We start from the raw sequence: 25,004 nt of genomic DNA on the forward strand, positions 1-25,004 counted from the left end.
GATGATGCAATATACTATACCCCAGTATAGTTTTATTGATCGAGAGGATCCGTCATGTCCCACACCATTCACGACAAAAAGAAGCTGCTGGCACGGGTGCGCCGCATCAAGGGGCAGGCCGGTGCGCTGGAGAGCGCGCTGGAGCAGGAGAGCGACTGCACCGCCATTTTGCAGCAGATCGCCGCCATCCGCGGCGCCGTCAACGGCCTGATGCTGGAAGTGCTGAAGGGGCATATGCGCGAGCATCTCGGCGCCCCCGATGCCACCCCGGCCGAGCGGCTGGAGGATCTGGATCAGGTGGTCAGCGTCCTGCGATCCTATTTGAAGTGAGCAGGATCGCGGCGCCATCCCTTCAGGCTCGACCAGCATCGGGCTTGAGCCACCGCCAGCTTTGCGCCATGATGTCCAGCCCGGCTGACCGCCGGTTTTACTGGACAGTCAATTTCAAGGATCCCCCATGTTTGAACACGTCGATGCCTACGCTGGCGACCCCATCCTGACGCTAGTCGAGACCTTCCACAGAGACACCCGCGAGCAGAAGGTGAACCTGGGGATTGGCCTCTATTACGACGAGCAGGGGCGCATTCCGCTGCTGCCGTCGGTGCAGCAGGCCGAAGCCCAGCGCGCCGCCGCCCCGGCCCCACGCCCCTACCAGCCGATGGAAGGCGCCGCCAACTACCGCACCGCAGTGCAACACCTGCTGTTTGGTGCCGACCATGAAGCGGTCAAGGCGGGACGTATCGCCACCATCCAGACCATCGGCGGCTCCGGCGCGCTGAAGATCGGCGCCGATCTGCTCAAGCGCTACTTCCCGACCTCCGAGGTGTGGGTCAGCAATCCGACCTGGGACAACCACAAGGCGATGTTCGAGGGGGCCGGCATCAAGGTGCATGACTACCCCTACTACGATGCGGCCACTGGCGGCGTGCAGTTCGATGCGATGATCGACTGCCTGAGCACTCTGCCGGCCAAGAGCATCGTGCTGCTGCACCCCTGCTGCCACAACCCGACCGGGGTGGATCTCTCCCGTGCCCAGTGGGATCGGGTGATCGCACTGGTGGTCGAGAAGAACCTGATCCCCTTTATGGATATCGCCTATCAGGGCTTCGGTGACGGGCTGGAAGAGGATGCCTACGCCATTCGCGCCATGGTGGCCGCCGGCGTCAGCTTCTTCGTCAGCAACTCGTTTTCCAAGAACCTCTCCTTCTACGGCGAGCGCTGCGGTGGTCTGTCGGTCATCTGTCAGGATGCCGAAGAGGCGAGCCGGGTGCTGGGTCAGATGAAGGCCACCGTGCGTCGCAACTACTCAAGCCCGCCCACCCACGGTGGCCAGATCACTGCGGCGGTGATGAGCCAGCCGGAGCTGCACGCCATGTGGGTCGGTGAAGTGACCGAGATGCGCACCCGCATCAAGGCGATGCGCCAGAAGCTCTACGAGGTGTTGAGCGCCAAGGTGCCGGGCCGCGATTTCAGCTACTTCATCAACCAGCGCGGCATGTTCAGCTACACCGGCTTCACCCCGGAGCAGGTTGACAGACTGCGCGAAGAGTTCGCCGTCTATCTGGTGCGCTCCGGCCGCATGTGCGTGGCGGGCCTCAACAGCCGCAACGTCGACTATGTGGCTGACGCCATGGCGGCGGTGCTCAAAGGCTAATCCGCATCAGCCCCGCTTTGGCGGGGCTTTTTGTCTGTTGCGTTCGCGGTCACCTCTTGATGGGTCTGCTCACCCTCCCCCTGCTGTGAGAGAATGCCAGCAGGTCACGTTGAATCTTTCTGATTCCAAGCCTGTTTATCTTCATCAATTTCAGGAGCCACTATGGATCTGATCGCTCTCTCTAGGCTGGGAGGTCGCCATCTGGTCACCCTGCACCTGCTGCTCGACAACCAGAGCGTCACCCGCACCGCCGAGCGGCTCTGCACCACGCCTTCCACCGTCAGCAAAACCCTCAACCAACTGCGAGATCTGCTGGGGGATCAACTGCTCTACCGTCAGGGCAACCAGCTGTTGCTCACCCCCATGGCCGAGCGACTGGCTCCCACCCTGCATCGACTGCTGGGGGAGCTGAACGGCCTCACTCGCCAGAATGCCTTCAACCCGCAGCAGTGGCAGGGCAGCTTGCGGCTGGGATTGCGCGAGAGCGTGATGACCTGGCCGGTGGGCCCCATTCTGGGTCAGCTGATGAAAGAGGTGCCGGGCATGGTGCCGGAGATCTGGAACAAGGATGAACAGGGGCTGGAGGCGCTGGCAGCGGGCAAACTCGACTTCGTGATCCTGCCCCATGACCAGAGCCAGCCGTTGCCGCGCCAGCCCGGGCTGGTGTGGGAGACCCTGCGGGAAGAAAAACTGGTCTGCCTGCTGCGCAAAGACCACCCCGCGCTGGCCAAGCCCTGGGATCTCGATGCCTACCTGAGCTGGCGCCATATCGCCATCCGGGATCAGGAGCTGGCCAACCCCTTCTTCGAGCAGAGCCTGGCCCAGCTGCAGGTGCGTCGCCAGATTGGCGCCACCCTGCCCGATTTCGCCAGCGCGGCGGCCCTGCTGCCTCAAACCGACCTGATCCTCACCGCCATCGGAGGCTGGGCGGCCTGCATGGCCAGTCAGCCGGATCTGGTGATGCGTCCGGCACCGTTCGATTACGGCAAGGTGAGTCACAGTCTGGTCTGGTATGGCCCGGCCGGTGATGGCTCGGCCCGTCACTGGTTCCGCCAGCGGATCCTGCAACTGGGTCGCGAATTGATTGAGCCCTGAGCCGGACGACAACGAGAAGAGATAGATGTTTCACCCCGGTGAAACATCAACGGCAAGTAGGGACTAGGGACGTTTGGTATAGATGGGGCTGGGGAAGGAGGCGACGTTGCTGCCCAGATCCGTGATGCGAGCTGCCCCCTGCTTTTTCACCTGATCGATGCGCAGCACCTGATGCATGGGAATAAGAGTCTGGCGCACATCGGCAAATTCGCTCTTGAGCTTCTCGTGACTGGGATCGACGATAAGCGCCGTGTGGTTGTCCCAGACAAAGTCGGCAATCTCGATAAAACCGAACAGCTGGCCCTGATTGACTTCGCGCACATAGACTTCGTAGCGCTCGCTGTGGCAAATAAACTGAACCCGATATAACGCCTTGCTTTCACTCATGATTATCTGTCATTGAGGGGTAAGAAGATGGCCATTATTCTAGCCGCCGTTCTCGCCCCCTCCAATAGACAGAAATCACAGTTGCGGCCTTTCCATGCCGCGCCTCACACCATGACGGTCACCGGATGACGCAGCCACTCAGCCCATCAAGGCAGGCAGTGAGACCGGCCCCAATCCGGCTGCACGCAAACGACTGGCCAACTGTTCCAGCTCGGTTTGGTGAGCCTCTGGCCATTGCGCCGCCTCCCCCCGCACCCCGTGGTGGCGAAAGCCGTTGAGGCGAATGGGCACAGGCCCCAGCCGCTGCAAGAAGGCGGCAAGATCCGCGTCAAGCTCACCACTCGCATCCAGAAAATCGCTCTTGCCCGGCACATGGAGCAGCCGCAGTTCGGTCAGCTTGCCGTGGCGTGCCAGCAGTTGCAGCGACCCCAGCACCCGCTCGCGGCCATAGCCGGTCAGGGTGTGATGCACCGAGTCGCGCCAGCCCTTGAGATCGAGCATGGCGCCATCGAGCACCGGCAATAGCCGCTGCCAGCCGCTGTCGGCCAGCGAGCCGTTACTGTCGAGCAGGCAAGTGAGATGGGCCAGATCAGGCGCAGCCTTGATGGCGGTAAAGAGCGCAACCACAAAGGGGAGCTGGATGGTCGCCTCGCCGCCGGAGACGGTAATCCCGCTCAGCAGCGGGCCGTAGCGGCGCAGCAGGGCCAGCACGTCGTCCACCGTCATGGTTGTGGTCTTGGGATTGGCACTGCGCGGGCAGGCATCCAGACAGGCGTCGCAATCGGTACAGAGCACCGCCTGCCAATGAACCTTGCCTTCGCTCATGGAGAGGGCGCCGCTCGGACAGACCGCAAGGCAGTCGCCGCAATCGTCGCACAGCCCTATGGTGTGGGGATTGTGGCAGCCGGGGCAGCGAAAGTTGCACCCTTGCAGAAACAGCACCAGCCGGTTGCCCGGCCCGTCGACACAGGAGAACGGCAGCACCCTGCTTACCAGGGCGCTGCGTGTTGGCAAGACATCAGCCATCGGTGCGAACTCAATACTCGCCGATAGTCGATTCGTGGGCGACCACTCGCGGAGCCCTCTGACGAATGGCGGCCACTTCACTCGCCTCGGCACCGAGACAGGTGGTCTGCAACCGCGAGCCTTCTTCTGCAAAACGAGCCACGTCGCTCTTGCGGATCATGTAGCCGGTCACCCGCACCAGATCGCTGTCGGCCACGTTGGCGGTGAACTCTCGCATACCGATGGCAAGCGCTCCCTTGCAGAGCTGCAACAGCGCCTGCGGGTTCTGGCGGATGGTGGGATCCAGCGTCAGGATCTCGCTGATCCCCGAATGGTAATAAGTGTGGTGCGGCGCCAGCGCCAGCACATGGCTGGTCGGATCCGGCTCATGCCCGTAGGGAATGCGCACCCCGGGGGTAACAGCCACATCGATGCTGAGGCCACCTTGCGAATGCAACAAAGCGCGGCCACCCCAGGCATGGGTCTGCGGGGTCGTGGTCACATAGGCGGAGAGCTGGGCCGAGATGCGATAGCCAAGCTGGTTCGCCTCCTCGCCATGGCCGTAGCGATCCGGCAGATTCTCTTTATCCATCAGGATATTGACCGCTTCCGCCATGCCGTAGATGCCAAACATGGGAACGAAACGATCCTCATCCAGCAGCCCCTCCTTGACCAGGAAGCTGTCGAAGAAGCCGGACTCCTTATGCAAGAAAGCAGCCCGCGCTTCGATCAGCTGAGAAGCCAAACGGCAGTAATGGGGCAGCAGGCAACCGAGGAAGTCATCGATCCCCTGACACTGCTCGGCGACCCGCTTGAGGGAGATGCGCACCAGGGTATTGGCGCCACCGGCCTGCGGCAAGGCGTTGTAGCAGCTGACGATGCCAAAGCCGCGATTGTCGAAGGTGTCGCGGTGGATCGGGTAGTTGGCGATGTGCGGCTTGCTGCACTCGGCGATGCTCTTCACCGCCTGCAGCAGCAGATCGTCCGGGGTCTGCTCGGGATCGTGGAAGAAGGTGAGGTTGGGCGCCACCTGCTTGAGCTCGTTGTCGATACGCAGGATCAGACGGCAGATACGGTTGTCATCCGGCCCGATGTTGACGTGCATGAAGGCGTCCGGCAGCACCCTGTCCAGATAGACCCAGAACCCCTTCAGCTTGCGATAGAGGGTCTCGTCATCCAGCTCGCCGACAAAGGGCAGCAGCAGATGATCGAGGCGCCCCAGCCAGACCGGCATACCGGTGACGGAGGGCACATGGTGATAGAGAATGCGCAGGGCGTTGAGCGCCTCGTCAAAATCCTGCGGCGCCGCCAGCTCCAGCCAGGCGGATCCCTGACTCAGGAATTTTTCATAGTCCGGCAGCACATAGCGCGGCTTGTAGGGGGCGTGCCCTTCGAACATGTCGCAGATAAATCCCTGCTCCATCGCCTCGGCGACTGCGGCAGGCAGGTCGGGGTAGGGCAACGCATTCTCGGCGGCCAGCGCCAGTGCGTGGCTCTTCTGGGCGGCGGAGAGATGGGGATCGCGCACGATACGCTGACAGGTTTCGATCAAAGACATGGGACACTCCTTCACGGACAGAGCCCATATCCTCACCATTTGCAGGCTTTTTTTGAAGTGACATTCATGACATGACGGATGTCGAATAATGACATCCATTACACAAGATCACGGCTCGCGCTTCACCAAGGCAAGAGCTCAGCTATGCCTCCCAGCCAGCGCAGCAGGAAGAAGCCCCCCATTCCACCCACCACCACAACCAGAGTCGGCAGCCGCAACAGGGTCAAGAGCATCACCCACAGGGTGGCGGTCAGATAGTCAGGATCCCAGTCAAGACCTATCCCCGGCTCGTAGCTAAAGACGATGGGCAACCAGATGGCAGTCAGCACCGACTGGGCCGAGAAGCCGAGAAACGCCCCCATCTCGGCACCCGGCTGATATCGGGTCAACCGAGAAAAGAAGGCGAAGCGGTTGAAAAAGGTGATCAGGGCCAGCAGGCCAATCATCAGCCAGCTCACGCTACCTCCTCATCCGGTGCAGCACATAGCCCACCACCATGCCAGCCAGAGCCGAGACGATGATGTGGATCTCCGCCAGCAGCGGCTTGGTAAGCAACGCTGTGCCGCCGCTCACCAGAGTGGCCGCCACCATGGGCAAGTTTTTCATGGCGGGAATGGTCATGGCGATGAAGGTGGCCGCGATGGCAAAATCCAGCCCCATGCTGTCCAGTCCATCGATGTACTGACCGGCCGCGATGCCGAGCAGGGTCGCCAGATTCCAGAACAGATAGAAGACGAATCCCGCGATGAGCGCGTAGGCCGGATCAAAGTGGCCGCTGCGCTCCCGGTCTTTCAGCGCCACAGCGAACATCTCATCAGTCAGGAAAAAAGCAAGGCTGGCACGCCAGCGCAGGGAGAGCGGCAATACGTCACGGCGGAAGGTGAAGCCGTATAGCAGATGCTGGGAAGTGATCACCATGGTGGAGCTCATGATGGGCAGCAGGGGCGTGCCCGCCCCGAACAGGGTCGTGGCCGAGAGCTGGGCGGCTCCGGCGTAGACCAGCAACGACATCAGCTGAGCCTGAAGCGGACTCAGCCCTGCCTGCAACGCCAAAGCGCCACACAGGATCCCCCAGGGGATCACAGAAATGGAGAGCGGGAGCATATCCAGTGTGGCACGCCACCAGAGCATCCCCGTTCGCTCGGGCACGCTCGTTACTGACATCATGTGATCTTCCTTGTCACAGCCAAAGCGAGCCGAAAAAACTAGCACGGGACAGCAAGCGCTGTCACGTCATCACTGGCGGGAAATAAAACGCCCGCGGAGTCGCGGGCGTGCACAAGGGGATCAGGGCTCGATGACGATGGGCGTACCCGGGTCAACGGCGTCCCACACCTCATCCAGCTCGTGATTGAGCATGGCGATGCAGCCATTGGTCCAGTTGGAAGGCTGAACCCTGCGGTTGCCAATGCTGTTGCGCTGGCCGTGGATCATGATCATGCCACCCGGACGAACACCCAGCTCATTGGCGCGCTTGATGTCATCCAGGTTCGGATAGTTGATATGGATGGCTTTGTAGTAGCCGGAATTGGTCTTCTTGTAGTCGAGGGTGTAGCGCCCTTCCGGCGTACGCTGATCCCCTTCCTGCTGCTTGTGCCCCTTGGGCGCCGGGCCCAGAGCAATCCAGTAGCGCTTCAGTTCTTTGCCATCCTTCATCAGGGTCAGGCTATAGGTCGACTTCTTGACCACCACCAAATCGGCTTTTTCGGTAAAGGCAAAACTCAATGCGGGCCAAAGCCCCAACAAACACAGTAATACGGCTCTCATTCCATCCCTCGACAAGCCTCTGGTGCGGGCTTTTCTTGTTACCAGATCATCTGAACGATGCCCGCCGAGCGGCGAGCGAGCGCCATGATATTGGATCGCCATCAATACTCAATATGCCCGGCAAAACATATCTTGCCGCAGCCAGGCCATCTTCCTTGAACGCCGTCATTTGGCATTGGTAATTAACAGTTAAAACAACAAGATACAAAAAATTATCGCGCTGGCACCCGGGGCAATGATCGGCGAAGATAACACTCCACTCCCCGACAGGATCATGCCATGCGCTCTTCGTGCCGCCTCGCCACCCTGCTGTTCTCGCCACTCCTGCTCTGGCTGCCCGCCAGTGTCGCCGCCGATGCACTCTGGCTGCGCGAGCCCGCCCTCTCCCCCGATGGCAAGCAGCTTGCCTTCACCTGGCAGGGGCGCATTTTTGTCGCCAGTGCCGAGGGTGGCCCCGCCACGGCGCTCACTGGCAGCGACTACCTGAGCCAGCGGCCAATCTGGTCGCCGGATGGCAAACAGATCGCCTTTGCCGCCAATCTCTACGGCAACGAAGATGTGTTCGTGGTACCCGCCAGCGGCGGCGAGATGGTGCGCCTCACTCGCGATTCGCGCACCGATCTACCGCAAGCCTTCAGCGCCGATGGCAAACGGCTGTTGCTGAGCAGCCAGCGCCTGGGGGCGCCCGATGCCGACCATTTTGTCGCGGAAGGCTACCAATGGGGCGAGCTCTACTGGACCCCGATCACCGGCGGCACCTTGCAGGCCGATCTGCCGCTGCCTGCGACCCTGGCCCGCCCCCACGGGGAGCGGCTCGCCTATCAGATGCCCGCGGCGGATCAACCCTTTCGCAAGCATCAGCACTCGTTTGCGGTACCCCGTCTCTGGCTGTTTGATGGCAAGCAGCACAAGCAGCTGACCGAAGATCGGGTGGCGGCCACCGATCCGGTCTGGAGCGACAAGGGAGATACCCTCTTTTACCTGAGCGAGCGCAGCGGCGATTTCAACGTCTGGCGCCGGGATCTTGCCAGCGGCAAGGAGCAACAGCTGACCCACTATCAGGGCCATCCGGTGCGGGGGCTCAGCGCCTCTCGCAATGGCGATCTGGTCTGGTCATGGCTGGGCGAGCTCTATCGCCTCGATGCCGATAGCAGCGAGCCACGCAAGCTGACCCTCACCCCGCAAGTGGCGAGCGCGCCGGATGAGACGAGCGAGACCCTGACCCTGGCAGACGAAGCGCTGGTCAGCGAAGAGGCGGATGAGCTGATCCTGGTGAGCGAGGGCAACCTGTTTGCCGTCGACCCCGAGCGGGAGCGGGTGCGCCAGCTGACCCGAGATCCGAGCGAGCAATCCAGCCCCCTCTTTGCCGAGCAGGGGCGTGCTCTCATCTATCTGTCGGAGCAGCAGGGGCACGCTGCCCTCTATCGCCTGCGCAAGGGAGATCCGGATCTGCTGTTCAGCGATCCCGGCACTCTGACCGAGAGTCTGCTGCTGGCCATACCCGACAAGGGGATCAGCCGTCCGGTGCTCTCCCCCGACGGCAAGCAACTCGCCTTCGTGGTGGATGGCCAGGCCATCCACCTGCTGGATCTGGCGAGCAACAAGCAGCGGGAGCTGGTGCCTGCCAGCTTCAACCCGTCGCGCCACGAGGTGCATCTCGCCTTTGCCCCCGACTCCCGCCATCTGGCGCTCACCTTCCGCCCCGATGCGGCAGAGCAGGAGATCGCGGTGATCGACACGGCCAATCCCAAGGCCAAACCGGTCAATGTCAGCCTCAACGGCTATCAGGATGGGCAACCGGGCTGGAGCCAGGATGGCGCCATTCTCTACTGGCAATCGACCCGATTTGGCGCACTGGGGCCCGATGGCGAGCCCCTCGTCACCAACCTGCTCGGCATTTACAGCAGCCGCGCCGCCAGAGCCGATGCGATTGCCGAACTGGAGCCGCCGAAAGGGGGATACGGCTTTGAGAGCGATCGTCTTAACCATCGAGAAGCGCTGCTGCTGCAACCCACCGGCACCCTGCTCGCCAGCCGCATCATCGGCGACCAGCTGATCTATCTGGTGGAGGAGATGGGGGTCAACAGCGAGAGCGAGATCAAGGGCTACAGCCAGGATCTGCGCAAGGGCAAAACCAGCGAACTGTTTGGTGAACAGCCCGGCCCAGCGCTGGCCAGCCTCAACCAGCAGGGCACCCTGGCGACCCTGGTGCGAGATGGGGAGATCACCCGGATCCACTTCGACTCCGGCGAAGCCACCAGCGCCCCCTTCGCCTTGCAACCCACCAGCCGCTGGCAGGAACGCATGACCGCCGCCTTCGATCAGATCGCCCGGCTCACCCGGGACGAGTTCTATCTGGACGATATGAACGGGGTGAACTGGGATAGCTATGTCGCCGCTTACCGCCGCCTGCTGCCGGGCATCGGCAACCCGCGGGACTTTGGCAACCTGCTGGCGGAGCTGGCTGGCGAGCTCAATGTCTCCCACACCTGGGGCAGCGGCCCCGCCCCCTTCCCGCGCATGGCGGACGAGACCGCCAGCCTGGGCGGCTACTGGCAGGATAGCGAGCAAGGGGTGATGCTCACCGCCCTGCTCTCTGGCGGCCCGCTGGATCAGGAGAGCGATATCGCCCCGGGCGCCCGCCTGCTCGCCATCAACGGCGTCCCGATTGCCAATCTGGCCGAGCTGGATCAGGCCCTCAACCATCAGGCTGGCGCCCGGCTTGCCCTCACCTTCCAGCAGGAGGGCAACAAGCAAACTGACGAGGTGGTGCTCACCGCCATCGACAAACAGCAGGAGTACCAGCTGCAACAGGATCGCTGGATTGAGAAACGGCGGGAGCTGGTGGACAGGCTGAGCGGAGGACGGGTCGGCTACGTCTATCTGCCGGCAATGAATAGCGAGGTCTACGATGCAGTGGTGGCGGATGCCCTCGGCAGACAGCGCAATCGCGATGCGCTGATCGTCGATGTCCGCTTCAACAGCGGCGGCTATCTCGCCAATACCCTGGTGGAGTTTCTGACCGGCAGCGGCAGCGCCAAGGGGATGGCTAGCAGTTGGCCCCGTCAGGGCAAGGGTGAAACCGACGCCGCCACTCGCCAGTGGACCAAGCCCTCGGTGGTGCTGGTCAACGCTGGCAGCTACTCGGAAGGCTCCGCCTTCCCCGAGTACTACCGTGCCCTCAAGGTCGGCCCCATCGTCGGCGATCCGGTGCCCGGCACCGGCACCATGGTCTACAGCCACGACTCCCGGCTGATCCCGGGCCTCTCCTACGGCATTCCGACCCTGGGGCTGCGCAAGCCGGACGGTACCTTCTACGAGAATCAGGAGCTGATCCCGGATCTGCAGGTGCCCCTCACTCCCGCCGACATGGTGGCCGGGCGCGACCCGCAACTGGAGGCGGCAGTACAAGCCGCCCTCAAGCAGTTGCCAGCCAGCGCCAAATAACGGCGCTCATCGAGCTCAACGAAAGCGAAACAGCTCGCGATGCAGATGCCCGTCCGGCAACAGCCGGGTCAGGGCATCTGCCATCCCCTCCGGCCCGCAAAACCACACCTGCTCGGGCGCATCCTGCGCGATGCGGGCCAGATCCAGCCGCCCGGCCGCCTTGTCCAGATGCAACTGATAACGCACACCGGTGCGATGACAGAGCTCGGCCAACCGTTGGTGATAGACAGCCCCCACTAGGTCCGGCGCGCACTGGATCAGGGTGATCCCCTCGCCCCGCTCCCCACGGGCAGCCAGCCCCTCCAGCCAGGCGACGAACGGCGTGATACCGATCCCAGCCCCCAGCCAGAGGGCTCGGCCTCCCCCTTGCGGCGCAACAAAGGCGCCATAGGGCCCGGTCACCACCACTCCATCCCCGGCGCGCGCCTCTGCCACCAGCTGACGGGTATGATCCCCGAGTGCCCGCACCGCGATCACCAACTGGCGCCGATCCGCTGACACCCGCACCAGGGTAAAGGGGTGCGGCCCCTCCTTGGCGTCAAACTCGAAGAAGGCAAACTGGCCCGGGCGGTAATGGGCGAGCGGCCGCTCCAGCTGCATGGTCAGCTCGCAGGTCTGATCCGCCAGCGCCCGCACCGCAATGACCCGGCCCGGATGGCGATCCCGCGCCCCCACTTGCCCCAGCAGGGAGTAGAGGGCCCCGATAGCGCCGATCCCGCCAACCAGCCAGACTGATACCCCCACCGGGGTCATGGCCCCCACCTGAGGCAACAGGCAGAGCCCATGACACCAGCCCGCCAGATAGATGAGCGGGGCCAGCCGGTGGATCAGTCGAAAACGACCATAACTCACCAGCGCCAGCAAACTCAGCACCACCAGCGCGATCAGCAGATAGAAACTCCACTTCCCCAGGGTATTGCCAAGGGCATGGAGCGAGATGCCATTGCCTGCTCCGGCACCCACTTCGGCACCGCTGGCCCCACGCCGTGCGGGACGACTCAACCAACCTGCCGAGACCGCCCACTTGGGGGCCTCCACCAGCAGCCAGTGGGCGGTCAGCACCAATGCGCCGCCGATGGCCGCCTGACGGTGCAATCGCAACATCCGATCCAGACCGCCACACCACACATCCAGCTTCGGCAGGCGCAACGCCAGCAACAGCGAAATGGCCATATAGGTCATCCCCAGCAGACCCGTCAGCAGCAACATCTCATGGCGCCAGGGCCACACCCCGTTGGCATCCCCCACATAACCGAGCCACCAGACCCCGACCGCCAGCAGTGGCAACAGCCACCAAACCCGTTTACCCGTCATAACATGCACCCTGGTTCCATCGCTGCAGGGCCTCATCTCCCTGCTGATGGCACCATTACACACCCGTCCGGTCACAAGACTTTGCCATAGGGGGAAGCTTGTGTGGCAATGTGTGACAAACGGAAACAAAAGAGGGGCCGACTGGCCCCTCATGATTACGGCGCTTTTGAGGCCGTTCGCTTGCCCACCAACCAGTGCAGCAGCCTGTTGTATTTTGCCCAGGAGTGGATCAGCAGGAAGATGCCAAACAGCAGGGCAAGAAACAGTTGCCCCACTTCGATGGCATCCAGCGAGCCGATAAAGCTTTCATCCTCCTCCGCCTCCAGATAGTTGAGCCAGGGTTGCAGGGCCAGAAAAATCCAGCCGACCCAGGTCACCAGCAGGATCAGCAGATCCCGCAGCCGATACTTCCAGCTGCGCCGGGTACCGTTGCTGATGATCATCTCCTTCGCCAGCTTATGTTTTGTCACGGAACGACTCCCCCCTGTCAGGACTCTCCCACACCGCCAACTGGCCACGACGACGCAGGATCGCCTTGGGCACCGCCACCACCACGGTCACCAGATTGAGCAGCCAGTAGATGAGCGGATACCAGACGCACCAGATAAAGCTGCGGGCCATGCTCTTGTCGTAGTGGTTGTCGATAAAGATGCTGACCCCGAACTGCACCAGACAAATCGCGGTCATCATCACCCCGGTCCACTGGAACAGATGACCCACCGCCAGTCCGCTCACGTCAGGCTCAATCAGCCAGATCAGCGCCAGCAGCAACATGCTGTAGCACCAGGCAACGCTGGAGAGATACTCCAGCAGCAGCAACCAGAAGCGGCGGTTGCGCCAGCGCATCGCCTGCAAGCCGTAGCGCAGAAAGACCTCGGCGCCCCCCTGTGCCCAGCGCAACCGCTGCTTGTAGAGACCGCGTACCGTCTCCGGCATCAGCACCCAACAGAGCGCCTGCGGTTGGTAGTGAATGAGCCAGCCGGCCAGCTGCAGCTTCCAACTGATGTCGATGTCCTCGGTCACCATGTCATTGCTCCAGCCGCCGACCGCCTCGACCGCCTGCTTGCGAAAGGCCACCACCACTCCGGAGACGGTGAAGACGGTGCCGTAGATACGCTGGGCCCGCTTGATGAGGCCGATGATGGAGCTGAACTCGCCGGTCTGGATCTTGCCGATGATGGTGGAGCGGGTGCGTACCCGCGGATTGCCGGTGACCGCCCCGACCCTCGGGCTCTCGATGAAGTGCTTCACCATCCAGCGCACCGCGTCATAATCCAGCACCGCATCGCCGTCGATACCGACCAGGATCTCCCCGCTGGCCACCGCCAGCCCGTTGTTGAGCGCCATCGCCTTGCCCTGATTGTGCTGGTGGAGCACGGTCAGGCGTGGATCCTGCTGCGCCAGCCGATCCAGCCGCGCACCTGTGTCATCCTTGCTGCCATCGTTGATGGCCAGCACCTCAAAATCGGGATAGCGCTGGCGCAGCAGGTGGCCGATGGTCTCCTCGACATTGGCCCCCTCGTTGTAGCAGGGCACCATCAAGGTCACCCTGGGGTAATAGGGGAGCTCCAGCCCCCGCTTGGCCAGCGCGATATCCCGCCGCTCCCACTGGAAGTAGTAATAGAGACCGCCACAGACCCACACCATGGCCATCAGACTGGGATAGGCCAACGTAAAGATGGCTATCCCTTCCAGAAGATCCTTCACCGCATCGCCTCCCCTTGGGTGGCTTTAGCGGCACTGACTGCGACCGGCGTCACCGGCAGCTGGGCCGGCTGAGGCTGGGTCTGCACCGAGAAGACCGGCTTGAGCACCGCCGGATCCGGCTGGTTGTTGTGAAAATCATCCGGGTAGTAGCCAAAGTTGGTCACCCCCTTGCGCTGGATGATCTCCATCCAGCGCGCCAGCTCGGCATCGGGGATGGGCTGGTCGGTACGCCAGTTGCGGCTCTGCAGCTCGAACACCAGCCGATTGGCCGGCACCTGTGCCAGTGAATCCTCCGCCAGCCTGGCCAGCCACTGGTCGGGATTTTCGGCCTGCTCCATATAGGGCATGGCCATCACGGCGGTGTAGTCATAGGCCTTGGCAAACGCCGCCATACTCTGGGCGAACCACTGCTGGGATTGCGGCTCGGTCACCAGCGCCGCATAGATGTTGCGGGCAGTCTTGAGACCGTCGGCGCCCCCTTGCCGGTAACGGGCGGCGGCATCGCGCAGCGCCATGGTGAAATCGATCAGCAGATCGGTCTTCTGCTCCCCTTGCACCTGCAGCGCATCCGGGGTGCGAGCCAGCGGCATCGGCCCCTCGTAGTCGCTCAGGAAGGCGTCGTCATGGAACAGCAAGCCATCGAACTTGGTGTAAAAACCGAGATCCTCGTAGATATCCAAAAGGATTTGACGGCTGGCAGGATCCCAGGGCGAGAGGCGCAAATACTGCCCCTTGGCCGGAGCGCCGGTACGGCTGTCGGTGACATAGGCATGGTTCGGCCCCATGTCGTAGGCCATCACCGGCATCCAGGCGAACACCTTGACCCCAGCCCGGGTCTTGAGCTGCCAGGCGACCCGATTGAAGAGATCCGCCTTGACCGGCATATGGCGGTTGGGGAAATAGAGCGCCTCCGCTACCCCGTCGCCGTTGTCATCGGCATAGGCCTGCAGATAGACGGTGGTGATGCCGTAACCCTTGATCCGGTCCAGCAGCATGTCGATATTCTTGTTCATCTGCTGCGGATCCTTGTCATAGACATAGTCCAGATCCACGTGCACCAACCGCTCCACCTGCCGCTCCCAGGTATTGCCCCCCATGATCTCGTCCAGAGTTTCGAGGCTGGTGTCCTCCTCCAGCAGATAGCGGCGCACCGTGCTGCCCGAGTCACTCAGCTTGTTGAGCCCTTCCGCCAGGGTGAAGGTGTAGGGCATCCCCGCCGCACGGGCGAGATCCAGCGCAGTCTGGTTGAAGGCGCCATAGGGCCAGACCAGGATCCGTGGTGCCCGACCGGTCTGCTCCCTGAGCTGGCTGGCCGATGCGTCGAAGTCCGCTTTTATTCGGGCCCGATAGTCGGCCATGCTCTCGTAGCCATTCTGGCTCCAGCCTGCGGTGGTCACCGCCGGCTGCACGTTGCCCTGCGGGTTGGCAAGCAGCCCGTAGTGGGAGGTGAAAGTGTGGGAGGCCAGCTCCACCAGTCCGGAGTCCTGCATCTCGCGGATCTGCGGCCAGCCGACGAAGTAGCCGCGCGGCAGCTTGTCATTGCCGTACGGGACCATCTTGTCATCGGCCACATCCAGCCAGCTGCCCACCAGCGCAAAGACCGCCGGATAGTTGTAGAGCTTGAGCAGCGGATAGACCAGCCGGTAGAAGCTATCGTAGCCGTCGTCGAAGCTGAGCAGGATCGCCTTCTCCGGCAGCGGTGCCTTGCCCGCTTTGGCATCCAGGATCTGCTGGAAGCTGACCGGGTGATAACCCTGCTGCTTGATCCAGTTGAAGTGGCGGATCAGGGTGTCGCGCCGGATGGTCTGGGGATAGAGCTTGAGGTTGGGGGTCAATTTCAGATCGACGATATCGTGGTAGCAGAGCACCACATAGTCATCGGGTTGCCGGGCCGCCTGCGTCAGCGAAGGCAGCAGTGCAAGCAGCAAAACGAAAGGGGCAAGCCAGCGTCTCATCACATGAAACTCCATTGCAGATTGGCGAAGATGAAATTTCCGAACTCGGGATTGCCGTCATAGATGGCCTGACGGCGGCCAAGGCCATAGCCCAGGCTGAGGGCGGGAGAGAGGATCCAGTCATGGCGATAGCTGAGCTGCCACCCCTGATCGCTGCCATAGCCCTGCTGCCAGTAGTGGTTACCACTCATGGTCAGGCTCTGCAGCAGGGAGCGACGCCCATCCAGCGGCAGCCGGTAGCGCCCCGCCAGCTCCAGCTCCAGATTGCGATCCTGCAAGGGATTGAAGTAGTCAACCTCCACCGCCTCGTTGCGGGAGGTGGCACCCCGCAAGGTGGTATCGAACCACCAGCGATCCCGGCGCCAGAGATCCTGACGCAGCCAGCCGGAGGCCGTCAGCCGCCGGTTGCCATCGCTAATATCCATCTGCTCCAGTCGCAGTGCCCCCTCGCGGGTCTCATCCTGACGCCAGCCCAGATCGAGCTGGTATTGATCGGCGTGGTTGCCGCGCGCCAATGCCCGCAGCGGGGTGTCGGCACTGTTGAGATTGATGGCTGCACCCAATGTCCAGTGATCATCCAGCCGCCAATCGAGGCGACTCCAGAGATAGCCTTTGTGGTTGAGCTCGCTGCCCGTGCCCCCCTCTAGCGTCAGTTGCAGCGGGTAGAAAAAGATCTCGGCCCCCAGCCCGGTATAGGCGGCGCGTTCGGGCTGCTGGTCGAACTCGCCAAAGCTGCCCTGACGACGGACAAACAGCCGATCACCGCCATCAGTGCGAGCGCTGTAGAGGCGGCTGTCGTAGCTCCAGTCACGGCTGGCCTGCACCGAGCCCCCTTCGTTGCGGCCATGGGTCAGGTCGGTAACAAATTGTGGCGCCTGCTCCAGAGTCAGCCGCTGCTGCAACTCCTGACGATCCCGGGTCAGGTTGCCAAGGGTGCGCACGGCCTGCGGCGTGCCCTGCCAGTCCCCCTTGTCGAGCCGGGCGTTGAGGCGACCCGGCTCGGCCAGCACGGTGCGTCCTGCTGGCAGCCAGCGCACAGCCTGCTGATAGGCCTGCTCGGCTTCATCGGGATGACCCCGCCAGCGGCGGATATCCCCCAGTTGCAGCCAGAGCCAGGGATTGGCAGGCGCGGTTTTCAGCCATCCTTCCAGCTGCCGCTCTGCCGCGCCCGCCTCACCACGCCAGGCCTGCAGCAAGGTTTTCAGCTGCAACACCTTCTCGTAGTCGTCGTTGGCCATCCGCATGTTGCCGGTGAAATCCCAGCGAGTCGGTGGCTCCTGCCAACCGGCCAGCAGCCCCTGCGCCGCGCCATAGCGCTCTCCATCCGAATAGGCATAGAAGCGCTTCTCCAGCAGGCGTTTGTCTTTGGCCCGTGCAGGGGTCGCCAGTTGCTGGTAAATCACGGAGGCCTCATCCACCCGCCCCAGCCCGGCCAGTGCATCGGCGCGCGCCTCCAGCACATAGTCAGGCAATGGCCCCTCGGCCTGCAGCGTAGCGGACTCCCGTTCGGCTCGGGCAAACTCGCCGAGGGCAACCAGCGTCACCACTACATCTCGGCGGGCACTGATATAGAGCACATGATCGTGGGGGGCGCGGGCCAGGATCCGTTCTTGCAGCGCAAGAGTGCGGGTCAGGGAACGGCGGGCCAGCACCGGATCCTCGGTCTGGGCCGAGATCCGCAGCAGATTAACCGCCTGGTAGTAGTCGAGCCAGAGCCGGTCGACGGGTTTGAACAGCTTGGGGTAACGGCCCATCAGGTCTGCTGCCGCAGGCCCCGCCCCCAGGCTCACGGCTACCCGATAGAGTGCCAGCACCTGCTCGGGGTTGTCCGGCTCCAGGTCCAGCCACTGCTGACGGGCCAGCAGCTCCCCCATGGGATCTTCACCCTGGCGGGCGGCATAAATGCGGGCTTCGAGGATCGCTTGGTCGCGGCCGAAACGGGCTTCATAATCAGCCGCTGCGCGGCGGGCCAGCTCGCGGTTGCCCTGATCACTGGCAGTGAGAAACAGCCCGAGCCAGCCATTGTGGTTGGCGGGATCGCGCCCCTGCAGGATGCGGTAATAGCTGATCGCTTCGGAGTAGCGCTTCTCGTCGCGGGCGGCACGGGCCACCCCTTCCAGCGTACGGTTGCTGATGGGGCTGAGCTCGCACGGCTCACAGGCGGCCAGCGCCCCCTTGCGATCACCCCGCCACAGCTGCACGGCGATCAGATCATCGAGCACCTTGCCATCACCACTTTGTCGATAGAGAGCATCCAGCCCGTGCGCTGCCGCATCCAGCTCTCCCGCCCGGGCCTTGATGACCCAGGCTTCACGCACTCTGTCCACCTCACTGGCACACACCAGCAGGGGCAACAGCGCCAACATCAAAAAGATGCGATTCATTCGCAACATACCACCCATAACAAACGCTGGTCGTATCGTCCCTGCACGGCCATACGGATATACACACCCGTCCGCTCCTGCCTGATGAGCAAGAGGGCTTCCTGACTTGTGTGCTGATTTCGAGGGTGAAAGGCGGGCAACGGCCACACCTTTCCTATGTGCGGCCCAGCCATCTCCGGGCGGAGATCTGAGGCTTTCCGAACCCGATTCACATCGGGAGTGGCAAGGTGGGCGATTTTGCAGCTGTGGACAATTTAGTCAATCCGACAAGATGGGAATGGTTCTCAAAAAGATGTATAGATCAATCTTTATGCACAAAGGTGAGTGCAAAAAACACTATTAACAAAACAGACATAACAGCGTGAATCACCGAATCTATTACCTTGCCGCTCACTGTTCACGCTCATCTTCATATGAATACATATTTGATGGAAAAATCGCGGACACTATTGCCAAAGCGACACCTGGTGTCGTACCCATCCCTAGTGAGGTATCCCCCACTACAGCTGTAACAAGGGATAGCCATAAGGCGCCGTGCTCCCGGCATGCTCACCGAGAGCACAGTGGATTACACGGCGGATACTCGCCGGTAATGGTTAACGATCCAAATATTGATATCGACGCTCATACGAACATTCAACGCATGTCAGCCATTCCAGGCAAGTAACGTAGTGAAAAGAACCAGCGTTGGCTACCACATGAGCTCGGAGAGACCATAAGTGCCCGCTGTTGTCGCTCAGCCAAGGGCTCTGCATGAAAACTTGCGCGTTCTCCCTTCTGAACGAACAACTCATGAATCAAACCAGTCACACGACCCTCGCAGGGAGAAAGAACATCCAGATAGAGCTCACGCTCCGGCTTGCTCAGCACTGTGGTTCCACTTCCATCCTGAACCATCAGATTCACTCCCTTATCTGACAGGCGGGTCAGAAGATCCCGATAGGCTTGTGGGCTCATTTTGCCAGTGAAGAAGCTGCTGATATAGACGGGTTCCGGACTCACTTCGCGCAACGCCTTGGCAGAGCTGGCCAGATGCCTAGATAGCAGTGCTTGCCGTTCGGGGTCGCGCCAATTGAAATCGTCCAACTCTGCAGGTAGGTACCAACCCGCAATACTTCCCTCACCCAGAAGATTTAACCACTCTTCGGCTAGAAGATGGTTGTGACTTTTCTGCTGCTCAAGATAGCGAGCAAGAGAACCTGCACTTTGATCCTGGCGTTGAAAAAATGCAGGATCCGCGTAAAGCCCCAGAACCAGCTTCAACCCCGCGGCATGAGCTCTTTTTAGCCTGGCTGCCAACCAAGCGCTTTCCTCTGGCTTTGCGAAAGCATCACCGTAGCGAGTCCACTGCACGATTAGCGTATCGAACCCTTCCTGCTTCACCTGAGCAACTATCTCATCCCAGCGCAACTCTCCGAGGGTGGCATCCCGCAACTGGGGCTGATAGAAGATGCCCTGGCTAGCCTGGGCAGGCAGCACAATTCCCAGCAGAATGAGTAGCAAACCCTTGAACCAATATCTCATTACCATCTCAATCCCATCGTCATCATCAGGGTGCCTTTGTCATAGTCATTACCGGATTTAATGTCCTTGATGACGGGATCACTCTTCAACCGGTGCTGATATTCGATCCCCAAGCTCAATTTATGGGGCCAAGCATCGTATTGAGTCTCTCCGAACCAGTGGTTCCAGCGTAGCCCAACGCCCCCCATCAGCAGGGTGTAATCGTCAGAGCCCGACACATACTCCACTATGCCATTCTTGCCACTGTAGTAGCCTCGATCCGGACTCTTGTCGTTCCAATATTGGCGTCCCTGAACATGCGCATAAGGCTCTACAGTGTCACCCCACCTAATTTTGTGGTGGTAGCTGACCCGATAATCAGCCACCAGACTGCTCTGCTGTGAACGCAGGTAACGAGCTACATCCAGATAGAGGTTCTGTGCCCACCAGCCACTATCACCGACATGCCACTCATCACTATATTTGCCACCATTCAAAAAAGAAGCGCTGGCACGGATCAGAGTATCGTGTTCGCCCCCTTGACTGCTGTTGAGTGGCAGCAGCTCTTCGGCCGCGAAGAAGAGAGTCTGACTTCCGAATGGTTTCCAGCGCAGCCCTATCCCCAGGGTGGGATCCCGGAAATCAAGCGGGTTGCTGCCAGTCTTCTCCATATAGGTGCCGTCATTCGGGTCGCCCTCATCTAAATGGTAAAGCCGCTGGCTCTGACTGCTGCCATAGAGACGGCCATACAAGGAGAGCGTCTTGCCATCACGGATGGTCTCTTCTCCCAAACGGTACTCTAACTCTGTCTGGGCATAGCTCTGAGCCACGGCATTACCGCCGATGCCACTGACCGTGCCCTGACCATTCCCGGTCCATGCATCAAAACTGTAAGTCCAGCGCCGACCCAGATCTTCATACAATCGTCTCAAGTCGTAACGTAATTGCGCCGGTTGATCGCCATCAATGGCTTTGGTGGCATACATTCGCGCTTTCGGGTTGTGAGCCAGGGATTGATTGATATAAACAAGCTGCTCCGCCAACTCGGTATCCCCCTCCCGATATAGGGACTCCAACCAGTCACTGGCCGCCTGTTTCTCGCCATTGTTCAGAAGGGCATAGCCGTAAGCCAGCTGGTATTCCCGATTATTCGGCTCAAGGCGGTTTGCTACCTGCAATGCCGTACTCGCCTGCGACGTTTGTCCACGTTTTTGATAATGATCCGCCACCTGGGCATAGTCAGCAGCTTGCGGCATCAAGGCAATAGCCTGCTCAAGGCTTGCAATCGCTTGTTCATCCTGCTGGGTCTTGGCCAAAGTTCGCCAGTATTCAGCATCCTGAGGCAACCCTGACTGCAGATATTGCTCAAGCCACCGCCGAGCTTGAACAATATCTCCGGCAGCGAGGGCTGAACGAATCGCTGCCATTTGCTCTTGTTGATCAGAAGCCAGCGTAACCTGCTGCCAGGCCTTGAGCGCTGCATCGTAGTGCTGATTTTCATACGCCTGATAGGCAAATTGACGTACATCACCAGGCAATCCAAAACTGGCGGCCCGAGAAAAGGCATATTCAGCCAAGCCCGGCTTGCGGTGTCGATAACAACCTCCGAGAGCACGCCAGCTGTCAGCATCATAACGGGCTGAGAGATCACCCAGCACCCGCATAACCCCGTCACATTGACCAGACAGTGCCAACAGATTGGCCTGCAGAGTACGCAGCGCCGGATCGCTCAATGGTTCAGATAGGTGATCGGGCAATGTGCCAGACCCCTTATCCTTTTGCAGCAGAGCCAAACGCCGAATCAACGTCTCTCGATCCGACAAGTTGGCTCCCTGATAGGGCCAATATTCGATGAGCAGCTCGCGAGCCGCCGTCAATAAACCTGCACGCTGCAACTGGTAAGTAAGCCGATCCAACTGCCTCATTGGTTGTCCATAGTCCCGGATCAACCAGCGCCCCTCTCTGATCAGTTTGTGCCATTGGCGCTGATGCAAGGCCGATTCGAATGCCAACTCAGCACTCTCGTGTGACGGCACGCTCACCAGCAATTTATCCAGCTCCGCCCAACGCCCTTCCTGGCGTAATACAGGCAACATCAAGTTGGCATAAAATCGCTGATTCTCAGCAAATTGCAACACCTCGTCGCCCTTCAGGATTCCTGTATTGGCTGAGAGCTGCAACCATTCACGCTCCTGAGCTGCCTTGGCAAAATGTGGTGAATGAGACCGCAGATAACGCCTTAACGCTGCACTATCCGGCTCCTTGGCAAGGGCAAGTGCGATGGCCGAATCCACTTCACCATCTTGACTCGGCAAACGGCGACGCAATACAACAGCTTGGGTGACATCCCCTTGTGTCAGTAGCATATTGAACCACTGCTTCAGCTCTCCAAGGCTCAGTTTTCCTGCTTTATCGAGCCAGGAAAGCTGCCCAGCAGCCAAGCCCCAATTCCGTTCACCCAGTGAGCGGGCAAGAAGGTCATGCCGCAGTGTCAACCCCTGTGGGGTGGCTGCAAGTTCGGGGTCATCCAGTAAAGTAGCCAACCCTTGCAGGTCCGCATCCAACAACTTTCGCTCGGCCCTTGCGACCTTGCACTCGAGCAAATTACAGTCAGGATCGAATGGTTTTTTACGCTGCAACCCTTCAGCGAAGGTTAATAGCTCGGCATCCTGCGGCGTGATAGCTAACTGCTGGCGCACCAGCGCCATAGCCTGCTTGTCTTGACCAAAATGCTCATAAGCTCGGGCAAGATAGAGGGCTATGACCGGGTTTTTAGGTTGCAGCTTGCGAGCCTGTTCGAACTCGGAAATTGCGCGATCACGATGTCCCCGCTCAATGGCAGAGAACCCTTTCTGCAAATGAGGATAAAGCACGAAACGCTGATAACTGCTCACTCCGGGCCCCAATTCATATTCATGGGGAGCAGCCATAACTCCCTGACCAAGCAACAGCCCTGACAAAAGCAAAAATTCGGGACGCATCAGATAGTCTCCTCCGAGCGTTGCGCCAACCAGCTATCATTCACTCCCGCTTCCCGCAGCAGTTCGTACAGGTTCAGTTGATAAGCCCCTTGCAGCGTAAGAGCTTGAGCCAACACCTGCTCACAGATCACTTCTTGATCGACCAGAAAATGGGCGAGTGTCAATTCGCTTCGCTCATGTCGCAGCAACAAGGAACGCAACGCCGCTTCATCTATATGGCCGAGCGTGATCAGCAGTTCGGGCAACATCACCTGACTGGCCAGATATCGGTTCCAGATCGTAATTGATTGCTCTTCAGTAACCAGACCATCCGTCAGTGCTCGCTGCAGCAATGCTTTTGGGTCGATACGCTGACCACGGGCATACCAGCGACGAAGGCCCACGGTCACTTCTCCTCTGCAGGCGATCACATAGGTAACGGGTGACCGGAGTTTGCGAGATAGCGCGCCAAGAGAGACAGGGTCTAAATAAACCTCACATGCAAGCACCAGCACCCCATCCTCAATACGTAGCGGTAACACCCCATAGTGCATAGCAACGTTGGGCGGAACCTTGTGCAGCAGATATCGCTCCAGACCATAGGCATCGACATGTTCCCAATTCACCCCACTCTGCTCAGCCACCCCTGCAGCCAGCTGTTCACTGGTTAGTAACCCTTGTTGCACCAGGTTGCTGCCCAAGCGCAAACCGGGCAATCGGTTCATTAATACCTGTTCAAGCTGCTCCTTGGTCAGTGCGCCCTGATCAATCAGGATCTGGCCTAACGGTCGCCGTGCCCGGTTTTCTTCTCCCAAGCTTGGGAAGTCGTGGGTAGTTTTGTCCCAAGCAACCCGACGCGGATCCCCTTGTGCAATGATTTGGGAAAGCGCACGCCAGTTGGCCATGAAGTTGATTACATTCCCCCAGAAAAGGCGGGGAATGGACATAAATCCTTGCACTATGCCGTAGTAGCGAGTTACGAAAATCAAGCGCTGCAACATTCGATTAAGCATAAGAAACAGGTTGATCCAAAGCAGGGTGACCAACCAGTTGTCACCTTCGAAGATAGATAGAAAGTAGTAGGGATCCTCGGCAAGCCACTGATAACACAAGAGAGCAAGTAACTGGAGCAAAATAAGACTGGCAGTAAAACTGAGAAAATTGGTCAGAGCCCCCTTGCGATCTCGCCACAGGAAGTAGTTAAGCTTCCAGTTGCGGCTCCATTTGTGAGTCTTGAAACCTTGATAGACTATACCAATGATCCAGCGTGACTTTTGGCGCACAGCCGTCTGGAAAGTATCGGGAAAATACTCCCTTACACAGATGACATTGGTATCCCGCTCATGCATACCAAGTCGCCAACGCTTATTCGGGGTACTTCTGACCTCACGAATGACTGGGAAACGGACGAATATCTCTTCCATCCCCTTTTCCTTAAGACGGAAACCTATGTCGTAGTCTTCAGTCAGACTTTGCACATCAAAAGCGATACCGTCCCCATCTTCCAACAGCGCGATGACGGCACGGCGGCTGAAACAGGTACCAACGCCAGCGCTGGGTACCTGACCTGACACAGCCTCACGCACCGGAACATCCTTGCTATGCAATTCGGCAAACTCGTCCAGATAATGCAAGCTGGTAAAATTGAACCAACTACGTTCAAAGGGATAGACAGGGATCTGGATAAGATCCTTGCGGCCTACCAAGTAGTTGAAAAGCCTCAACTCCATGTCCGAAATAACATCTTCGGCATCGTGAAGAATGAAACCTGCGAAAGAGAGGTTGGCCTTGCGCTCGAACTGGAAAATGGCATCAAGCACATTGTTGAGACAGTCCGCCTTGCTGGTCGGCCCAGGACGGGCACACACAACTTTGTGCACATTAGGAAAACGGGCACAAACTTCATCCACATCCTTCTGAGTATCCGGATCATTGGGGTAGGTACCGACGAAGATCTGATAGTTTTCATAGTCAAAACGGGTCGCAGCCAACTCCGCCATCTGACCAATTACGCCCGTTTCATGCCAGGCTGGCACCATAATGGCGAGAGGTTGCTCCTCCCGTTCATAAAGCGCCAGATAATTCAGCCGATCGTGCTGTCGATAAACCGTCAGCCGCCGCCAAGCACTTCGGAGCCAATAAACGACATCGATGAAAAGGTCATCCAGTCCACTCACCAGCATGGCTATTGCCACTACGATAGCGATCAGCTTCAGACCATATAGATAGGTAGCAAAACCATCCACCAACCAATATTCCGGCATCCCG

At 60.1% G+C, this 25,004-nt stretch carries 18 protein-coding genes; 4 read left to right on the plus strand and 14 right to left on the minus strand.

Annotation, left to right across the window (positions count from 1 at the left end; translation table 11 throughout):
- The first annotated feature begins 54 nt into the window (after window positions 1-54).
- The 3 genes from AB5Y76_RS18930 to AB5Y76_RS18940 all read left to right on the plus strand — a co-directional run bounded on the left by AB5Y76_RS18930 (window position 55) and on the right by AB5Y76_RS18940 (window position 2,749).
- On the plus strand, window positions 55-330 hold the full coding sequence (locus AB5Y76_RS18930; protein ID WP_368177809.1) for a metal/formaldehyde-sensitive transcriptional repressor: 276 nt from the start codon (window positions 55-57) through the stop codon (window positions 328-330).
- 127 nt (window positions 331-457) lie between these two features.
- Window positions 458-1,654 carry an amino acid aminotransferase gene (locus tag AB5Y76_RS18935; protein WP_263718458.1) on the plus strand — a complete coding sequence of 399 codons (1,197 nt, stop codon included), beginning with the start codon at window positions 458-460 and terminating at the stop codon, window positions 1,652-1,654.
- A gap of 162 nt (window positions 1,655-1,816) precedes the next feature.
- Entirely contained in the window at window positions 1,817-2,749 is a 933-nt protein-coding gene (locus AB5Y76_RS18940) for a LysR family transcriptional regulator (RefSeq protein ID WP_263718459.1), read from the plus strand.
- A gap of 63 nt (window positions 2,750-2,812) precedes the next feature.
- Here AB5Y76_RS18940 and AB5Y76_RS18945 read toward each other — a convergent pair whose 3' ends face one another.
- From AB5Y76_RS18945 to AB5Y76_RS18970, 6 genes are all read right to left on the minus strand, one after another.
- On the minus strand, window positions 2,813-3,136 hold the full coding sequence (locus AB5Y76_RS18945) for a DUF1820 family protein (protein ID WP_005340296.1): 324 nt from the start codon (window positions 3,134-3,136) through the stop codon (window positions 2,813-2,815).
- 138 nt (window positions 3,137-3,274) lie between these two features.
- Entirely contained in the window at window positions 3,275-4,162 is an 888-nt protein-coding gene (locus AB5Y76_RS18950; protein ID WP_263718462.1) for a YjjW family glycine radical enzyme activase, read from the minus strand.
- Between the two features lie 10 nt (window positions 4,163-4,172).
- Window positions 4,173-5,699, minus strand: coding sequence for a YjjI family glycine radical enzyme (locus AB5Y76_RS18955; RefSeq protein ID WP_263718464.1), 1,527 nt, complete (start codon window positions 5,697-5,699; stop codon window positions 4,173-4,175).
- A 122-nt stretch (window positions 5,700-5,821) separates the two neighbouring features.
- Window positions 5,822-6,157, minus strand: a complete 336-nt coding sequence (locus tag AB5Y76_RS18960) for an AzlD domain-containing protein (RefSeq protein WP_005340292.1) — start codon at window positions 6,155-6,157, stop codon at window positions 5,822-5,824.
- Between the two features lies 1 nt (window position 6,158).
- Complete coding sequence (locus AB5Y76_RS18965) at window positions 6,159-6,866, minus strand: AzlC family ABC transporter permease (protein ID WP_021230918.1); 708 nt, start codon at window positions 6,864-6,866, stop codon at window positions 6,159-6,161.
- Between the two features lie 120 nt (window positions 6,867-6,986).
- Window positions 6,987-7,466 carry a murein L,D-transpeptidase family protein gene (locus tag AB5Y76_RS18970; protein WP_047434434.1) on the minus strand — a complete coding sequence of 160 codons (480 nt, stop codon included), beginning with the start codon at window positions 7,464-7,466 and terminating at the stop codon, window positions 6,987-6,989.
- 279 nt (window positions 7,467-7,745) lie between these two features.
- Between AB5Y76_RS18970 and AB5Y76_RS18975 the strand changes: the two genes are divergently transcribed.
- A complete protein-coding gene (locus AB5Y76_RS18975) occupies window positions 7,746-10,913 on the plus strand; it encodes a S41 family peptidase (RefSeq protein WP_263718470.1) in 3,168 nt (1,055 codons plus the stop codon).
- Between the two features lie 15 nt (window positions 10,914-10,928).
- Here the strand turns inward: AB5Y76_RS18975 and AB5Y76_RS18980 are convergent, their stop codons facing one another.
- The 8 genes from AB5Y76_RS18980 to nrfB all read right to left on the minus strand — a co-directional run bounded on the left by AB5Y76_RS18980 (window position 10,929) and on the right by nrfB (window position 25,000).
- Window positions 10,929-12,227 carry a ferric reductase-like transmembrane domain-containing protein gene (locus tag AB5Y76_RS18980; RefSeq protein WP_263718472.1) on the minus strand — a complete coding sequence of 433 codons (1,299 nt, stop codon included), beginning with the start codon at window positions 12,225-12,227 and terminating at the stop codon, window positions 10,929-10,931.
- A gap of 155 nt (window positions 12,228-12,382) precedes the next feature.
- Window positions 12,383-12,697, minus strand: a complete 315-nt coding sequence (locus AB5Y76_RS18985; RefSeq protein WP_368177810.1) for a hypothetical protein — start codon at window positions 12,695-12,697, stop codon at window positions 12,383-12,385.
- On the minus strand, window positions 12,684-13,934 hold the full coding sequence (gene pgaC / locus AB5Y76_RS18990) for a poly-beta-1,6-N-acetyl-D-glucosamine synthase (protein WP_082182316.1): 1,251 nt from the start codon (window positions 13,932-13,934) through the stop codon (window positions 12,684-12,686). Before pgaC ends, AB5Y76_RS18985 begins: the two co-directional genes overlap by 14 nt.
- A complete protein-coding gene (pgaB, locus tag AB5Y76_RS18995) occupies window positions 13,931-15,889 on the minus strand; it encodes a poly-beta-1,6-N-acetyl-D-glucosamine N-deacetylase PgaB (protein WP_263718479.1) in 1,959 nt (652 codons plus the stop codon). Before pgaB ends, pgaC begins: the two co-directional genes overlap by 4 nt.
- Complete coding sequence (gene pgaA / locus AB5Y76_RS19000) at window positions 15,889-18,273, minus strand: poly-beta-1,6 N-acetyl-D-glucosamine export porin PgaA (RefSeq protein ID WP_263718481.1); 2,385 nt, start codon at window positions 18,271-18,273, stop codon at window positions 15,889-15,891. The genes pgaB and pgaA overlap by 1 nt, the downstream gene beginning before the upstream one ends.
- A gap of 636 nt (window positions 18,274-18,909) precedes the next feature.
- A complete protein-coding gene (locus AB5Y76_RS19005; protein ID WP_263718483.1) occupies window positions 18,910-19,797 on the minus strand; it encodes a DUF4434 domain-containing protein in 888 nt (295 codons plus the stop codon).
- Window positions 19,797-22,757, minus strand: coding sequence for a tetratricopeptide repeat protein (locus tag AB5Y76_RS19010; RefSeq protein WP_263718485.1), 2,961 nt, complete (start codon window positions 22,755-22,757; stop codon window positions 19,797-19,799). Before AB5Y76_RS19010 ends, AB5Y76_RS19005 begins: the two co-directional genes overlap by 1 nt.
- Window positions 22,757-25,000 (minus strand): cyclic di-3',5'-guanylate-activated glycosyltransferase NrfB, encoded by a 2,244-nt coding sequence (gene nrfB / locus AB5Y76_RS19015; RefSeq protein WP_263718487.1) that lies wholly within the window; start codon window positions 24,998-25,000, stop codon window positions 22,757-22,759. Before nrfB ends, AB5Y76_RS19010 begins: the two co-directional genes overlap by 1 nt.
- Between the last annotated feature and the right edge of the window lie 4 nt (window positions 25,001-25,004).

Origin of the sequence: Aeromonas sp. R1-2, assembly GCF_040908505.1 — a bacterium.
Classification (GTDB): domain Bacteria; phylum Pseudomonadota; class Gammaproteobacteria; order Enterobacterales; family Aeromonadaceae; genus Aeromonas; species Aeromonas veronii.

What these genes read in the sequence shown, in the direction of transcription:
- AB5Y76_RS18965 (WP_021230918.1), bottom strand. Translation starts at nt 6,866, where the DNA reads ATGATGTCAGTAACGAGCGTGCCCGAGCGAACGGGGATGCTCTGGTGG.
- AB5Y76_RS18950 (WP_263718462.1), bottom strand. Translation starts at nt 4,162, where the DNA reads ATGGCTGATGTCTTGCCAACACGCAGCGCCCTGGTAAGCAGGGTGCTG.
- AB5Y76_RS19005 (WP_263718483.1), bottom strand. Translation starts at nt 19,797, where the DNA reads ATGAGATATTGGTTCAAGGGTTTGCTACTCATTCTGCTGGGAATTGTG.
- AB5Y76_RS18980 (WP_263718472.1), bottom strand. Translation starts at nt 12,227, where the DNA reads ATGACGGGTAAACGGGTTTGGTGGCTGTTGCCACTGCTGGCGGTCGGG.
- pgaB (WP_263718479.1), bottom strand. Translation starts at nt 15,889, where the DNA reads ATGAGACGCTGGCTTGCCCCTTTCGTTTTGCTGCTTGCACTGCTGCCT.
- AB5Y76_RS18975 (WP_263718470.1), top strand. Translation starts at nt 7,746, where the DNA reads ATGCGCTCTTCGTGCCGCCTCGCCACCCTGCTGTTCTCGCCACTCCTG.
- AB5Y76_RS19010 (WP_263718485.1), bottom strand. Translation starts at nt 22,757, where the DNA reads ATGCGTCCCGAATTTTTGCTTTTGTCAGGGCTGTTGCTTGGTCAGGGA.
- AB5Y76_RS18970 (WP_047434434.1), bottom strand. Translation starts at nt 7,466, where the DNA reads ATGAGAGCCGTATTACTGTGTTTGTTGGGGCTTTGGCCCGCATTGAGT.
- pgaA (WP_263718481.1), bottom strand. Translation starts at nt 18,273, where the DNA reads ATGAATCGCATCTTTTTGATGTTGGCGCTGTTGCCCCTGCTGGTGTGT.
- AB5Y76_RS18945 (WP_005340296.1), bottom strand. Translation starts at nt 3,136, where the DNA reads ATGAGTGAAAGCAAGGCGTTATATCGGGTTCAGTTTATTTGCCACAGC.
- AB5Y76_RS18940 (WP_263718459.1), top strand. Translation starts at nt 1,817, where the DNA reads ATGGATCTGATCGCTCTCTCTAGGCTGGGAGGTCGCCATCTGGTCACC.
- nrfB (WP_263718487.1), bottom strand. Translation starts at nt 25,000, where the DNA reads ATGCCGGAATATTGGTTGGTGGATGGTTTTGCTACCTATCTATATGGT.
- AB5Y76_RS18955 (WP_263718464.1), bottom strand. Translation starts at nt 5,699, where the DNA reads ATGTCTTTGATCGAAACCTGTCAGCGTATCGTGCGCGATCCCCATCTC.
- AB5Y76_RS18935 (WP_263718458.1), top strand. Translation starts at nt 458, where the DNA reads ATGTTTGAACACGTCGATGCCTACGCTGGCGACCCCATCCTGACGCTA.
- AB5Y76_RS18930 (WP_368177809.1), top strand. Translation starts at nt 55, where the DNA reads ATGTCCCACACCATTCACGACAAAAAGAAGCTGCTGGCACGGGTGCGC.